Annotated in this window: 12 protein-coding genes and 1 tRNA gene; 3 read left to right on the forward strand and 10 right to left on the reverse strand. The window is 63.8% G+C overall.

Features of this window, described 5'->3' with window-relative positions; all coding sequences use genetic code 11:
• Positions 1-145 precede the first annotated feature (145 nt).
• Genes NKJ11_RS08430 through obgE form a run of 3 tightly spaced genes read right to left on the reverse strand, consistent with a single transcriptional unit; the run spans position 146 to position 3642 of the window.
• On the reverse strand, positions 146-1432 hold the full coding sequence (locus NKJ11_RS08430) for a glutamate-5-semialdehyde dehydrogenase (RefSeq protein WP_352440998.1): 1287 nt from the start codon (positions 1430-1432) through the stop codon (positions 146-148).
• 2 nt (positions 1433-1434) lie between these two features.
• Complete coding sequence (gene proB / locus NKJ11_RS08435; RefSeq protein WP_023811780.1) at positions 1435-2607, reverse strand: glutamate 5-kinase; 1173 nt, start codon at positions 2605-2607, stop codon at positions 1435-1437.
• Between the two features lie 3 nt (positions 2608-2610).
• Complete coding sequence (gene obgE / locus NKJ11_RS08440) at positions 2611-3642, reverse strand: GTPase ObgE (RefSeq protein ID WP_352793054.1); 1032 nt, start codon at positions 3640-3642, stop codon at positions 2611-2613.
• Positions 3643-3776: 134 nt separating this feature from the next.
• Here obgE and NKJ11_RS08445 point away from each other — a divergent pair, with 134 nt between their 5' ends.
• Complete coding sequence (locus tag NKJ11_RS08445; protein WP_352793055.1) at positions 3777-4646, forward strand: endonuclease/exonuclease/phosphatase family protein; 870 nt, start codon at positions 3777-3779, stop codon at positions 4644-4646.
• Between the two features lie 213 nt (positions 4647-4859).
• Here the strand turns inward: NKJ11_RS08445 and NKJ11_RS08450 are convergent, their stop codons facing one another.
• From NKJ11_RS08450 to NKJ11_RS08460, 3 genes are all read right to left on the reverse strand, one after another.
• Complete coding sequence (locus NKJ11_RS08450; RefSeq protein WP_352793056.1) at positions 4860-5447, reverse strand: GNAT family N-acetyltransferase; 588 nt, start codon at positions 5445-5447, stop codon at positions 4860-4862.
• A 120-nt stretch (positions 5448-5567) separates the two neighbouring features.
• Positions 5568-5837, reverse strand: a complete 270-nt coding sequence (rpmA, locus tag NKJ11_RS08455; RefSeq protein ID WP_013529063.1) for a 50S ribosomal protein L27 — start codon at positions 5835-5837, stop codon at positions 5568-5570.
• Positions 5838-5934: 97 nt separating this feature from the next.
• Positions 5935-6615, reverse strand: coding sequence for a 50S ribosomal protein L21 (locus NKJ11_RS08460; protein WP_256747303.1), 681 nt, complete (start codon positions 6613-6615; stop codon positions 5935-5937).
• A 410-nt stretch (positions 6616-7025) separates the two neighbouring features.
• On the opposite strand from NKJ11_RS08460, the gene NKJ11_RS08465 reads away from it, so the two are divergent.
• Positions 7026-7115, forward strand: a tRNA-Ser gene (locus tag NKJ11_RS08465).
• A 666-nt stretch (positions 7116-7781) separates the two neighbouring features.
• Here the strand turns inward: NKJ11_RS08465 and NKJ11_RS08470 are convergent.
• Together NKJ11_RS08470 and NKJ11_RS08475 are read right to left on the reverse strand one after the other, a co-directional pair.
• Positions 7782-8381, reverse strand: coding sequence for an NADPH-dependent F420 reductase (locus NKJ11_RS08470; protein WP_352441002.1), 600 nt, complete (start codon positions 8379-8381; stop codon positions 7782-7784).
• A gap of 72 nt (positions 8382-8453) precedes the next feature.
• Entirely contained in the window at positions 8454-9188 is a 735-nt protein-coding gene (locus NKJ11_RS08475; protein ID WP_352611363.1) for an SDR family NAD(P)-dependent oxidoreductase, read from the reverse strand.
• Positions 9189-9465: 277 nt separating this feature from the next.
• Between NKJ11_RS08475 and NKJ11_RS08480 the strand changes: the two genes are divergently transcribed.
• Positions 9466-10362, forward strand: coding sequence for a LysR family transcriptional regulator (locus NKJ11_RS08480; protein WP_352677026.1), 897 nt, complete (start codon positions 9466-9468; stop codon positions 10360-10362).
• Positions 10363-10622: 260 nt separating this feature from the next.
• Here the strand turns inward: NKJ11_RS08480 and recQ are convergent, their stop codons facing one another.
• Together recQ and NKJ11_RS08490 are read right to left on the reverse strand one after the other, a co-directional pair.
• The gene (recQ, locus tag NKJ11_RS08485; protein ID WP_352793057.1) at positions 10623-12464 is read right to left on the reverse strand and encodes a DNA helicase RecQ; all 1842 of its coding nucleotides are present in this window, start codon (positions 12462-12464) and stop codon (positions 10623-10625) included.
• A complete protein-coding gene (locus tag NKJ11_RS08490) occupies positions 12464-13225 on the reverse strand; it encodes a sulfotransferase family protein (RefSeq protein WP_352760434.1) in 762 nt (253 codons plus the stop codon). Before NKJ11_RS08490 ends, recQ begins: the two co-directional genes overlap by 1 nt.
• Positions 13226-13592: the final 367 nt, after the last annotated feature.

Consider the following 13592-nt stretch of genomic DNA (forward strand, 5'->3'; position numbering starts at 1 on the left):
AATTTCGCCGAAGGCGTAAATCTTGCAGCGTTGAGGATTGGCGAAATCAGAAATATCAGCCAATCTCCCCCCTTGCGGGGGAGATGTCCGGCAGGACAGAGGGGGGTGGCTGGGCGCAAGCTTCAGGCCCTTTGGGCGAAATACGTCAAGGCCTCACCTGTCCAGACCCGCGCACGCGGTATTTGAACGACGTCAGTTGCTCGACGCCCACCGGTCCGCGCGCATGCATCTTGCCGGTGGCGATGCCGATCTCGGCGCCCATGCCGAACTCGCCGCCGTCGGCGAACTGCGTCGATGCGTTGTGCAGCAGGATCGCCGAATCGATCTCGTTGAAGAATTTTTCGACCGCTTGCGCATCCTCGGCGACGATCGCCTCGGTGTGATGCGAGGAAAACGTCTCGATGTGATCGATCGCACCCTTGATACCGTCGACCAGCTTCACCGCGATGATGGCATCGAGATATTCAGTCACCCAGTCGGCATCGGTCGCCGGCCTGGCGTCGAAAAACACTTTCAGCACCTCGGCATCGGCATGGATCTCGCAGCCGGCCGCGCGCAGTGCGTTGAGGATCGGCACCAGATGCGTGGAGGCGACCGCGCGGTCGACCAGCAGCGTCTCTGCGGCACCGCAGACGCCGGTGCGCCGCATCTTGGCGTTGACGGCGATCCGCACCGCCATTTGGAGCTCGGCCGAACGGTCGATGTAGAGATGGCAGATGCCTTCGAGATGCGCGAAGACCGGCACCCGTGCCTCGGCCTGCACCCGCCCGACGAGGCTTTTGCCACCGCGCGGAATGATGACGTCCAGCATACCGCCCAAGCCTTTCAGCATCTCGCCGACGGCGGCGCGGTCGGTGATCGGCACCAGTTGGATGGCGTCCTCCGGCAGGCCGGCTTCCTTCAGCCCTTCGACCAGGCAGGCGTGGATGGCGGCCGAGGAATTGAGCGAATCCGAGCCGCCGCGCAGGATTACCGGATTGCCGGCCTTGAGGCACAGCGCGCCGGCATCGGCGGTGACGTTCGGGCGGCTCTCATAGATGACGCCGACGACGCCGAGCGGCGTGCGCACGCGCTCGATATGCAGACCGTTCGGCCGATCCCATTGTGCGATCACGTCGCCAACCGGGTCGCGCAATTCGGCGATCTCCCTGATGCCGTCGGCCATGGCGCGAATGCGCGCCGGATCGAGCTTCAGCCGGTCCATGAAGGAGGCGGAAAGCCCGGATTCCTGGCCGTTCGAGACATCGATGGCGTTGGCGTCGAGAATGTCTTGCTGCCTGGCGACGATCGCCTCGGCCATGGCGGCAAGTGCAGCATTCTTGGCGGCGGTGGTGGCAATGGCCAACGGTCGGGCGGCAGCGCGGGCGCGGCGGCCGATATCGGCCATCAGCGCCACTGTGTCTTCTCCGGATTTTTCATGCTGCTTCAGCATGCTCATCCTCCGCTTATGGCGCCACCGGCCAGTACTTGGTCGCTAGCCCCTACTTGGGCACCAGAATGACTCACCACAAGGTCGTCGCGGTGGATCATCGCCGAACGCGCCTCGTAGCCGAGCACGGTTTCGATCTCGGCCGTCTTCAGGCCAGCGATCCTTACGGCATCGGCGGCATCGTAGGCAACCAGCCCGCGCGCGATCTCGCGGCCCTCGGGCGACAGGATCGCCACCGTGTCGCCGCGCGAGAAATTGCCGCTGACCAGCTTGACGCCCGCCGGCAGCAGCGACTTGCCCGACAGCAGCGCGCCGATGGCGCCGGCATCGACTGTCAGCCGGCCGGCCGGTTCGAGTTGGCCGGCGATCCAGGTCTTGTAACCCTTGACCGGATTGGAACTCGGCCGGAAGAAGGTGGCGCGTTCGCCGCGTTCGATCGCCATCAGCGGCGACAGCCGCGTGCCCGACGTGATGATCATCGCGGTGCCGGCGGCGGTGGCGATCTTGCCGGCATCGAGCTTCGTGCGCATGCCGCCGCGCGACAGTTCGGAAGCGGCCGCACCCGCCATCGCCTCGATATCGGGCGTGATCCGGTCGACCACCGGAATGAATTTGGCATGGGGGTCACGCGCCGGCGGCGCCGTATAGAGCCCGTCGATGTCTGAGAGCAGCACCAGGAGGTCGGCGCCCATCATGGTGGCGACGCGAGCCGCCAGCCGGTCATTGTCGCCATAGCGGATTTCGGAAGTCGCCACCGTGTCGTTCTCGTTGATGACCGGCACTGCCTTCATCTTCAAGAGTGTCGAGATCGTCGCCCGCGCATTGAGATAACGGCGGCGCTCCTCGGTGTCGCCGAGCGTCAGCAGGATCTGGCCCGATTTCAGGCTGCCCTTGCCGAGCGCGTCCGACCAGGCGCCGGCCAATGCGATCTGTCCCACGGCTGCCGCCGCCTGGCTCTCCTCCAGTTTCAGGGCTCGCTTGCCGAGGCCAAGGATGGTGCGGCCAAGCGCGATGGCGCCGGAGGAGACGACGAGGATTTCAGCGCCGCCCTGCGCAAGCACCGCAATATCGTCGGCAAGCGAGGCCAGCCAGTCGCGCTTCAGGCCTGACGTTCGGTCGACGAGCAGCGCCGAGCCGATCTTGACGGTGATGCGCCGATATTTTTTCAGCGACTGCATGGCCTACTTGTCCCAGCGCGTCTCGACCGGGGTAGCCGTCCGCGCACGCGCCTCGCCCACCACCGACATCAGCGCCCGCAGCACCGCCTCGACGCCTTCGCCGGTGACCGCCGACAACAGCATCGGTGCTCGGCCGGCGGCGCGCTTCAGCGAGGCGACTTTCTTCTTGCGCGCATCGGCGTCGAGCGTGTCGACCTGGGAAAGTGCCACGATCTCGACTTTGTCGGTCAGGCCGTTGCCATAGGCCTCGAGCTCCGCGCGCACGGTCTTGTAGGCCTTGCCCGGATTTTCCTCCTGCGCCGAAACAAGATGCAGCAGCACACGCGTGCGCTCGACATGGCCAAGGAAGCGGTCCCCGATGCCGACGCCCTCATGCGCGCCTTCGATGAGACCCGGAATGTCGGCGATGACGAACTCGCGCGCGTCGATCCGGGCGACGCCGAGGCCGGGATGCAGCGTCGTGAACGGATAGTCGGCGATCTTCGGCTTGGCCGCGGTGACCGCCGCCAGGAATGTCGACTTGCCGGCATTGGGCAGCCCGACCAGCCCGGCATCGGCGATCAGCTTCAGCCGCAGCCAGATGTTGAGCTCCTGCCCCGGCAGGCCGGGATTGGCGCGGCGCGGCGCCTGGTTGGTCGAGGTCTTGAAATGTTGGTTGCCGAACCCGCCATTTCCGCCCTTGGCCAGCAGAAAGCGCTGGCCGGCCACGGTCAGATCGCAGATCAGCGTCTCGTTGTCCTCTTCGAACACCTGCGTTCCCGCCGGCACCTTCAGTGTGACATCGGCGCCCTTGGCACCGGTCATGTTGCGGCCCATGCCGTGGACGCCGGTCTTGGCCTTGAAATGCTGCTGGTAGCGGTAGTCTATCAGCGTATTCAACCCGTCGACCGCCTCCAGCCAGACATCGCCGCCACGGCCGCCATCACCGCCATCCGGCCCGCCGAACTCGATGAACTTTTCGCGCCGGAACGACACCGAACCGGCGCCACCGTCACCGGAGCGGATGTAGACCTTGGCTTGATCGAGAAATTTCATGGGATTGTACAGTTTCTACTAGTGGCCTTGCGGCATTGCTCTAAACCTTGGCCCTTGCTCTAAACCAAGGCGCGGCGAAGGGCGAGGCCGTTTTGTGACAATGGCCGCGTGGGATCGGCCGGAGAGATGCCGGAATGAAGCTTGTAACTTACAACATCCAGTACGGCATCGGCCTCGACGGGCAATACGATGTCGGGCGCATCGCTGATGCCGTGCGCGGCGCCGACGTGATCGCGTTGCAGGAGGTGACCCGCAACAATCCCAGGAATAGCGGCCGCGACATGGTCGCCGAGATCGGCGAGGCGCTGCCCGACTACTTCGCCGTCTATGGCAGCAATTTCGAGGCCAATATCGGTTCGCACATCGACAATGGCCGCGCCATCACGAAAACCTTGCAGCTCGGCAACATGGTGCTGTCGAAAACGCCTATTCATCTGTCGCGCAACTTGCTTTTGCCGCGCAGCCGCAGCTTCGAGATGATGAACTTCCAGCGTGGCGCGCTGGAAGCGCTGATCGAGACGCCGCTTGGTTTCATCCGCTTCTATTCCATCCATCTCGATCACCGCAGCCCCGTCGAACGCGCCAGCCAGATCCAGTTCTTGCGCCAACGCATGCTGAACTACGCGCTCGAAGGCGGCGCGCTGTCCGGTGTCGCCGAGATCGGCCTGCCGGAATTGCCGCATCCCGAAGCCTTTGTCGGCATGGGCGATTTCAACATGCTGGCCGGTTCACCCGAATATGTCGAACTCGCCGGCCGGCCGGACCATGAATTCGGCATGCCGCTGACCGCCGACTTCGCCGTCGATGCCGCCTTGCGCCTGAACGCCACCGGCGACGATCTCATCAGCTGGGTCGACCCGAAACAACCCACCGACCCCAGCCGCCACAAGCGCATCGACTATATCTTCACAAGCGCTTCGCTTGCCAAATCCCTGAAGCGCCTGTGGGTCGACCGGAAAGCTGACGGTTCGGACCACCTGCCGGTGTGGGTCGAACTCGGCTGACCTTAAGCCGCCAACCCAATTGCGTATGAGAAAGGCCCCCTCATCCGGCCGCTGCGCGGCCACCTTCTCCCCGATGGGGAGAAGAGGCTGGCGTCAACGCTGGCGACCTCCTCTCCCCTCGGGGAGAGGTCGGATTGCCCCGAATTGCCTGCGCAATTCGGTTGGCAATCCGGGTGAGGGGGGTCTTCATTCAGGCTCGCCGCAGAGCGATCATCAAAAATGCACCCAGTTCCGCAGGCTCGTCCAAGTCTTGCGATCGAGCCGGTAGCGCTCGACGGGAACCTGGCCGGCGACAATCGAATTCAGCATGCCCTGGCCGGCATATTGGAACCCGCATTTGTGGATGACGCGGCGCGAGGCCGGATTGATGACCCGCGTCGAGGCATGCAGAACCTGGATCGACGTCCTCTGGAAGGCGAGATCGACCAGCGCATGCGCTGCTTCAGTCGCATAGCCCTTCTTCCAGTGCGGCTCGCCGATCCAGTAACCGAGCTCCAGCCCGCGATCGGTGGTGTTGAGGCCGGCGCAGCCGACAAACGCGTCCGTGCCGGCCAGCGTCAGGGCATAAGCGATGCCGGCCCGGCGCGACTTGGTCATGGCCAGGAAAGAGCGCGCCTCGGCCTCGCCATAGGGGTGCGGCATGCGGGCCAGCATTTCGGCGACATGGCGGTTGTCGGCAAGCTCGACCAGTTGCGCGACATCGCCCTCGTGTGGCGCCCGCATCACCAGCCGCTCGGTGACCAGCACCGGGCAGTCTATCGCGTAACTTTCGTCTTCTGAGTCTTCCGCTTCGGCAACCATTTGAAAGTCCTCCAGGCACAAGAAAAAGGGGAGATGGAAACCCATCTCCCCTGATCCTTTTCCTGGCTTTGCCAGACACCGGTTCCCGAGATGGGCGCCGGTGTTCTAGTGCGGAACCGGCTACTCCGCGGCTTTGGCAATCGGGTTGACCGATACGTAGGTTCGGCCGTTGGCTTTTTTGTTGAACGTCACGGCGCCGGTCTCGAGCGCAAAAAGCGTATGGTCCGTGCCCATGCCGACATTGACGCCGGGATGCCACGTGGTGCCGCGTTGACGAATGATGATGTTGCCCGGGATGACGGCTTCGCCGCCGAACTTCTTCACGCCCAGACGCTTGGAATGCGAGTCGCGACCGTTGCGCGACGAGCCGCCAGCTTTCTTGTGTGCCATCTAACTAACTCCGTTGCGCCGCAAGGCGCCTAAAAGGCCTTATGAACGCGTTCGCGTTCCGTTTCAAGTCCGATCCGGCGACCTGGTCGCCAGAAAATTACTTCGCAGCCAATTCCTTGGCCTGCTCGCGCCAGTCCTTGATCTGGTCGGCGCTGAAGGACATGTGCTCGTCGATCTTGGCGACATCCTTGTCGGTCAGCTTGGCGAGCTGCGCGAAGGTGATGATGCCCTGCTCGTTCAGATCCTTGGCTGCGACCGGGCCGATGCCCTTGATCACGGTCAGATCGTCCGGCTCACCCTTCGGCGCCTTGAACAGCGGCGCTGCCGCGGTCTCGGCTGCCTTTGTCTCGGCTGCCTTGGCCTTGGGCTCCTTCTTCGGCGCGGCTTCCGCCTGCACCTCGGTGGCGGCCTCGGCCTTCACCTTCTTTGGCGCCTTGACCGATGCCGTCTTCGTCGGCTTGGCGCCACCCAGCAGGATCTCGGAGATCCGCACGGTGGTCAAAAGCTGGCGATGGCCGATCTTGCGGCGCGAATTCTGCCGGCGGCGCTTCTTGAAGGCGATGACGGTGCGGTTCTTGCCCTGCTCGACGACTTCGGCGGTGACCACCGCGCCGTCGACGAACGGCGCGCCGAACGTGACATTCTCGCCCTCGCCATGCGCCAGCACGTGGCCGATCTCGACCATATCGCCGACATTGGCTTCGAGTTTTTCGATCTTCAGGAGATCGTTGGCGGCAACGCGATACTGCTTGCCACCCGTTTTAATGACTGCGAACATTTTTTGCCTTTCGCTGTTCGGTCGGCCTTGATGAACCGCCTGAGGCAGTTCAGCCGTCTTTTTGTCAGTCTGCGGGTTCAAAAAACAAGCGGCGTGGAAGAACCCTCCACGCCGATTGCGCGCTGTCCCTAACCGAAGGTTGGGGGCGAGTCAAGGCAAACCAGCCGCGCCGTTTCCGAGACCGTCATTGGCGGGCACGGACCGGCTGTGCCGACATGCCCACGGCGTTGCCCCCGCCTGGGCTGAGGATGGGTGACTGGTCGGCAATCCGCCTCGGGTCTCGCTGTACCCCACCAGCCCGTGAATCCGCCGCTTGCCAAGCAAGCCAAATAACTGACGGATTGGCCTTGTAACCTGCCCGTTCAGCCGTTATCTAGTGCGCCGCGCCGGCAACGGCCGACCATGACCGCGGAGAGGTGGCAGAGTGGTCGAATGCACCGCACTCGAAATGCGGCATGGGTGCAAGCCCATCGGGGGTTCGAATCCCTCCCTCTCCGCCATTTAGCCCAAGAACCTGACATCTCCTGGGCTGCTAGCCGCCTGCCGCATATCGCGCAGCCAACAGGACAAAGCCGCCCGAGCCGGGACACTCTGGCCTTTGCGGAGGCGTAAAGCTTCGGCGATGGGCAGGCCCATTCGGCTCTCCGCACATGGTTTTCTGTCCGCAAGCGCAGCCATGTCGCTGTGAATTTGCCAGCCGGTTTGGCCCAAATGGGGGAAGTGGCCGGCCCAAGATCTCGTAATGGTTGGTTCGCCCAGCCAGTTAGGAGACCACTATGCGCAAAGCGTCTCTCGCCGTCACAGTCGTCGGCACGGCCTTCTTCAGTCTTTCCACTGTCGCATCGGCATGCGTGTCGATGGACGGCAACTTCGTCGTAAACAACTGCAATTATCGCGTCATGGGAAATTGCAAAGGCTCGGATGGCAGTTGGGGTGGCTTCGGACCCATCCGCCCGGGCGGTCGTGAGGTAACTTCCAAAAGACGCGATGCCGGCTGGGACGTCAGCTATTGCAATTACGATTCATGGGTGGCCGGCACATGTCGGCCGAAGGATCCCAGGCACATGTAAGCCGCTTTCAAGCACGTCACTTTGCGCGCTCGGCTCGTTGCTGACGATGTGGCCGGCGTCGAACACCGGCCACTCTGTCGGTGCACGATAAATCCGTTACTGCTCCTTCTTGAACAGGTCCTGGAAGATCAGCTGGCCCCAAGTGCGGCCGCGTGCGTGCACCAGTGCGCCACCCTCGTTGAGCTTCCCCAGCTTGACCGGTGCGAACCCGAGTTGTTTGGCTAAGGCCGCCACGGGAGCGATCGCGTCCTCGTCGTCGCTCGACAGAAAGACGACCCGGTGCCCGCCCTCGACGATCGGATCGGCAGCCAAAGTGGCTGCAATCAGGTGATTGAACCCTTTGACGAGCTTGGCACCGGTGAACGCCTTTGCGACGAAGGCGGAGGACGGCAGACCGTCCAGCTCTTCAGGGGCTGGAAACACGTTCGTCGCGTCGATGATCGTCTTGCCTTCCCAGCTTGACAGCGCCTTCGCGACATCTGGGTGCGACTCGAAACGAACCGCCAGAAAGACGATGTCCGCCTTGATCGCTTCCGCCAGCGTTTTCGGGATAATCGTGGGTCCGATCGCGGCCGCATCGGCTGCAAAGCTTTCCGGGTCGCGCGTGGTTGCCACGGACACTTCGATGCCGTTGCGGGCAAACGCCTTGGCAAGAGCGTGGCCGATCTTGCCGAAGCCAATAATTGCATAGCTCATGTATATTCTCCTTCAGTTTACCACGCCCTGCGGGCCCGGAATATCGAATGGAATGAACGGCGGGGCGTAGCGTCAGATTTGCGCTAGGCCCCCGTCGACGGCGACCTCGCTGGCGGTCATGAAGCTGCTGTCGGGCGACGCGAGAAACGCAGCCGCCGCTCCAATCTCCGCCGGATCGGCCATGCGCTGGAGCGGGTTCATCGAGGCGAAGGCCTTCAAGCCCTCCTCCCCTATCGCTGCCTTCGCGAGTTCGGTCGCTGTCGGCCCGGGCGACAGCACGTTTACCCGGATGCCGGTGCCCTTCAGGTCCTCCGCCCAGCTCCGCGCAAGATTGCGCACGGCCGCCTTACTCGCGCTGTAGACGCTGAATGCGGGGGCGCCCGTGGTGCCGGCGCTCGATCCGGTCAGGATGATCGAACCGCCCTCGCCCATCAGCGGCAGCGCCTTCTGGACCGTGAATATCGTACCCTTCACATTGGTGTCGAAGGTTTCGTCAATGTGCTCGGCGGTGATCTCGCCGAGCGGAAGCAGGCCTCCCGCCCCGGCATTGGCGAAGACGATGTCGAGGGTTCCGCGCTCGGCCTTCACCGCCGCGTAGAGCCGGTCGAGGTCGGCCTCGTCGGAAACCGAGCCTTTCACCGCGCGGGCATTGGCCCCGAGGTTGGCCACAGCAGCGTCGAGCACATCCTGCCGACGGCCGAAAATGAAGACGAAAGCGCCCTCCTCGATGAAGCGCTTTGCAGCGGCGAGGCCGATGCCGGTGGCGCCACCCGTAATAACCGCAACCTTACCGTCTAGTTTTCCCATAACTCAATCCTTCCAGGCTCTGTCTTTGGTCGTTCGGGTACGCCCCGAGAACCTCTAGATGGGCCCGTCAGAGTCACGCGGTGAGTGCGGAAGCGCGCACATCGGTGGTGCAAAATCGATCCGCTTTCAGGAACTGACGCCAGCCGTGACGATCCGTGTCCGCCATTCGGAATTGCGCCGCCCCTGTCGACATAAGCTATGATGTCCCGCCCGTACTGCTGTAGCATGCGTTAGATACGGGCTTGGGAAGGCGCACCGCGCGGTGCCGGATTGCACCATGATCGACTGGGATGACATTCGCTACTTTCTTGCCGTCGCGCGCGGAGGCTCGGTGCGGGCTGCCGGCGCGCAGCTCGGGGTGAATCACTCGACCGTGCTGCGACGCGTCGCCCAGCTCGAGGAACGCCTCGGAGCGCACATGTTCGAAAAGCTGCCTTCGGGCTACCGCCTAACGGCTGCGGGCGAGGAGGTCCTCGATCTCGCGAACCAGATGGAAGCGTCGTCGCACCAGCTGGAGACGCGCGTCTTCGGGCGCGACCAGGGTGTGCGCGGGCTTCTGCGGGTGACGCTGGCACCGCCCCTCGCGACACACCTGCTCATGCCGGACTTCGCCGATTTCGCGCGTCTGCACCCGGACATCGAGATGGAAATCCTGTCGTCCGGCGAGCTGGCAAATCTGACCAACCGAGAGGCCGACGTCGCGATCCGCGTCGTCTACGACCGCAAAACCCTGCCGCTCAATCTTCACGGCCTGAAGGGACCGGAGGTGTTCGGCGGCGTCTACATGTCCCGCGATCGCCTGGCCGCGTGGCGTGCGGGCGCGCCTGATCCCATCCGGTGGATCGTCATAAGCGTTCATGGAATTCCAGAGTGGGCCGGCGCGGGTGAGGTTCGCACCACTGGCGTTCCATTCAGGACCACGGACGCCGAGGCGCAGATCGTTGCCGTACGGCAAGGTCTCGGGATCACGACACTGCCGTGCTTCGTCGGAGATGCCGACCCCCTGCTGGTGAGGGTGCCGGGCACCGACCTGCACATGTACGGAACGCTCTGGCTTCTCACACAGGGGGAGACACGCAAGACGAAGCGCGTGCGGCTCTTCACGGAGTTCGTATCCCGCAGGCTCGCCGCCTACGCTCCGCTTTTCACGGGACTGTCCATATCGCGCGACTGACGCCCGGCGGGTCGACGCTGCGGTGGATAAGCGGACAGCGGCACCTATTGCGGTTGCAGATGCTCAGCCATGAAGTCGATGAACGCCTCAGTCGGGGCCTGATCTGTCGACTGGCCGGCCAGAGAACATTGAACTGATCGGTCTCGGCGGGGGCATGGGCGGTGGAGAAATGGGCGGCGACGGAACAGGAGGTTTCGGAACGGATGCCTTCTCCGAAGATCCCTATGCTTCAGGGCGCGTGACCAGTCGCTGATCTGACCTCAGGCCGAACCATCGGATTGGTGCTCGGCAATCGCACTCAGAAAAACCTGGCCGAACTCCTTCAGCTTTGCCGCCCCAACCCCATTCACTTCAGCGAAGGCGTCGAGGTCGTTTGGGCGGCGCTCTGCCATGTCGATCAGGGTGCGATCGGAAAACACCACATAGGCCGGCACCTGGCGCTCCTTGGCGAGCCGCAGTCGCAAGGTCTTCAGCGCGGCCAGCAGCCCGGTGTCCACATCCGATTGCCCGAAATCCTGCCCGGAGCGCGTCTTGCCGCGCAAGGCGCGGCTGCGCACCTCGACGCGATAATGGAACGGCACCTCGCCACGGCCAAGCGCATGGCCTTTTTCGGCGATGGCGAGGCCGCCATGGCCGGCCGGATCCGGCATCAGGAACCCGCCCGCGACGAGCTGCCGGATCAGCGACAGCCAAAAATCCTTCTTGTGCGCCAGCCCGCTGCCGAAGGCGGCAAGCCTCTGGTGGTTCCTGGCCAGCACCTTCTCGGTTTCATGGCCGAGCAGGATGTCGATGACATGGCCGGCACCGAAGCGTTCGCCACTCTGCGCGATCGCCGCCAGGATGATCCGCGCCTCCGCTCCGCCATCGGCGCGCGGCGCCTGGTCGAGGCAGGTGTCGCAATTGCCGCAAGGCTGCGCTTCTTCGCCGAAATAGCCGAGCAGCACCTGGCGGCGGCACTGCGCCGTCTCGCAATAGCCGATCAGCGTGTCGAGCCGGCCATGCGAGCGCCTCTTGTGCTCGGGCGGCGCATCCTCGTCGTCGATGAACATCCGGCGCATGCGGATATCGCCAAGGCCGAACAGCATATGCGCCTCGGCGTCCCGCCCATCGCGGCCGGCGCGGCCGATCTCCTGGTAGTAGGCCTCCAGGCTGCCCGGCATGTCGGTGTGGAAGACATAGGCGACATCAGGCTTGTCAATGCCCATGCCGAAAGCGATGGTCGCCACCATGACGACGCCGGACAGGGTCATGAAGCTGTTCTGGTTGGCGTCACGCGCCTCCTTGCTCATGCCGGCATGATAGGCGAGCGCGGTGACGCCGTTCTTCTCGAGGAAGGCCGCCATCTCCTCCGTCTTCTTGCGCGACAGGCAATAGACGATGCCGCTGCGGCCGGGATGACGCTCGACGAAGCGCAGCAGCTGCCGCTTGCTGTCCTGCTTGGCCTCGATGGCAAGCTTGATGTTCGGCCGGTCGAAGCCCAGCACCAGGGTCTCGACGCGCTCGGCAAACAGCCGGGATTCGATGTCGGTGCGCGTGCCTTCGTCCGCCGTTGCCGTCAGCGCGATGATCGGCACGTTGGGAAAGATGCCGCGCAGACGCGACAGGTCCTCGTATTCGCGCCGGAACGCCGGCCCCCATTGCGAGATGCAATGCGCCTCGTCGACGGCGATCAGGCTGACATCGAGCCTGGCCAGCGCGTCGAGCATGCGCTCGGTCATCAGCCGCTCCGGCGCGAGATAGAGCAGGCGCGTCTGGCCCGAGGCGACGCGACGCCATGCGGCGATATTGGCATCGCGGTCGATCGAGGAATTGATCGTGTCGGCCGCCACGCCGGCAAGCCGCAAGGCGGCGACCTGATCCTGCATCAGCGCCACCAGCGGCGAAACGACAATGATGAGCCCACCCAGGACCAGTGCCGGCACTTGGTAGCAGAGCGATTTGCCCGCACCTGTCGGCATGACGGCCAGCACATGCCGCCCGGCCAGCAGCGCATCCATGACATCGGCCTGGCCGGGGCGAAAATCATCAAAGCCGAACACGTCCTTCAGGACGCGCCGCTTGGGATCTCGCTCTTCTGTCGCGACGGCCGCCGGTGCCTGCATCACCGCGCGTCCACGGTCGGCGTGCTTATTGGCATGTCATAGCCGAACTCGGCGCAGAAACGCCGGACGCCGACGAGAAATGCCGGGGGCAGACCGCCGAGATAGGTCCTGAATTCTTCATTCCGTTCCCATTTTCTCAACGAAGCCACCCGGATCGGATTGTCCGGATCCTCGCTGAAACGAATGTGCGGTGTCAGTCCGAACGACTGCGCGATTCTGTCCTGCTGCGCATCGGGCGCGCCGATCATGTCTTCGTAGCGGACAAAGAGTATCTGCCGGTGCGGTTGTGCCTTCTTCAGCCGGGTCAGCGCGTCGTATTCGGCCAGCCAGCGATGCGGCGTGACGTGGAACCGACGCTCGTGGCGTGTTTGCGGATGCGAACTTGTCAGCGTGTCGAATGGATGGCGCACACAATAGATCAAGCCGATGGAGGGAGGTAGCTTCGCCAGATGCGCAAAACCGCGCGCATCGCGCTTGACGACGAGGTTCGATTCCGGCCGATCCAGCATGTCCAGCATTGTGTATCGCGCTTCGGGCGGATGGACGAAAATATCCCCGAAACACCTCATCAGCCGCTGTGTCAGCGTCGTCCCGCTGCGCGCGCAGCCCGAAATGAAAATTCTGTTGGCGGGCGTCGCGCGTGCGTATGTGCGTCTTTGCATGCGCTGTTTCAGAGACAGCGGCACGAATCGCAGAAACTCCCGCATAACCCTTCGCGCGGCCGCTCCAAACGCAGCCTCAAGCCTGCGCGCGCCCTTCATCCGCAATTCCGCTGGCGCAATGCGGCAACCCGATCTTGCATCAGGGCCACCCGGGACGAAACGCGCCGCCTGCGGGCCACGGCCAAGATGCTCATCGCCGATGCCTGCATCAGGCAGACACCGGGCTGCAATTTCGTGGATTGGAGAGGATGTGGAAACCGGTCAAAACGACTCTCCGCATGGGCACCTTGCCTTAGCGCAGCTGACACCGGACCACAACCAGAACAAGCCGGCACAAGGAAAGCCTGCGGCGCGAACGCGGAAGCTGACCGATTGATCCAAGGCTCGCCGCAGCACCTTCCCTTGCGAGACCTGCACCCCCGCTGGATTCCGCCACGCACCACGATGTAAGCTCGGCCCGACAAGT

The organism is Mesorhizobium sp. M0243, from assembly GCF_040321775.1.
Taxonomy (GTDB): domain Bacteria; phylum Pseudomonadota; class Alphaproteobacteria; order Rhizobiales; family Rhizobiaceae; genus Mesorhizobium.

Bases quoted from the DNA above. Each gene is read 5' to 3' on its own strand.
- NKJ11_RS08430 (WP_352440998.1), bottom strand. From the start codon at position 1,432: ATGCTGAAGCAGCATGAAAAATCCGGAGAAGACACAGTGGCGCTGATG.
- proB (WP_023811780.1), bottom strand. From the start codon at position 2,607: ATGCAGTCGCTGAAAAAATATCGGCGCATCACCGTCAAGATCGGCTCG.
- NKJ11_RS08460 (WP_256747303.1), bottom strand. From the start codon at position 6,615: ATGTTCGCAGTCATTAAAACGGGTGGCAAGCAGTATCGCGTTGCCGCC.
- NKJ11_RS08480 (WP_352677026.1), top strand. From the start codon at position 9,466: ATGATCGACTGGGATGACATTCGCTACTTTCTTGCCGTCGCGCGCGGA.
- rpmA (WP_013529063.1), bottom strand. From the start codon at position 5,837: ATGGCACACAAGAAAGCTGGCGGCTCGTCGCGCAACGGTCGCGACTCG.
- recQ (WP_352793057.1), bottom strand. From the start codon at position 12,464: ATGCAGGCACCGGCGGCCGTCGCGACAGAAGAGCGAGATCCCAAGCGG.
- NKJ11_RS08470 (WP_352441002.1), bottom strand. From the start codon at position 8,381: ATGAGCTATGCAATTATTGGCTTCGGCAAGATCGGCCACGCTCTTGCC.
- NKJ11_RS08490 (WP_352760434.1), bottom strand. From the start codon at position 13,225: ATGAAGGGCGCGCGCAGGCTTGAGGCTGCGTTTGGAGCGGCCGCGCGA.
- NKJ11_RS08450 (WP_352793056.1), bottom strand. From the start codon at position 5,447: ATGGTTGCCGAAGCGGAAGACTCAGAAGACGAAAGTTACGCGATAGAC.
- NKJ11_RS08445 (WP_352793055.1), top strand. From the start codon at position 3,777: ATGAAGCTTGTAACTTACAACATCCAGTACGGCATCGGCCTCGACGGG.
- NKJ11_RS08475 (WP_352611363.1), bottom strand. From the start codon at position 9,188: ATGGGAAAACTAGACGGTAAGGTTGCGGTTATTACGGGTGGCGCCACC.
- obgE (WP_352793054.1), bottom strand. From the start codon at position 3,642: ATGAAATTTCTCGATCAAGCCAAGGTCTACATCCGCTCCGGTGACGGT.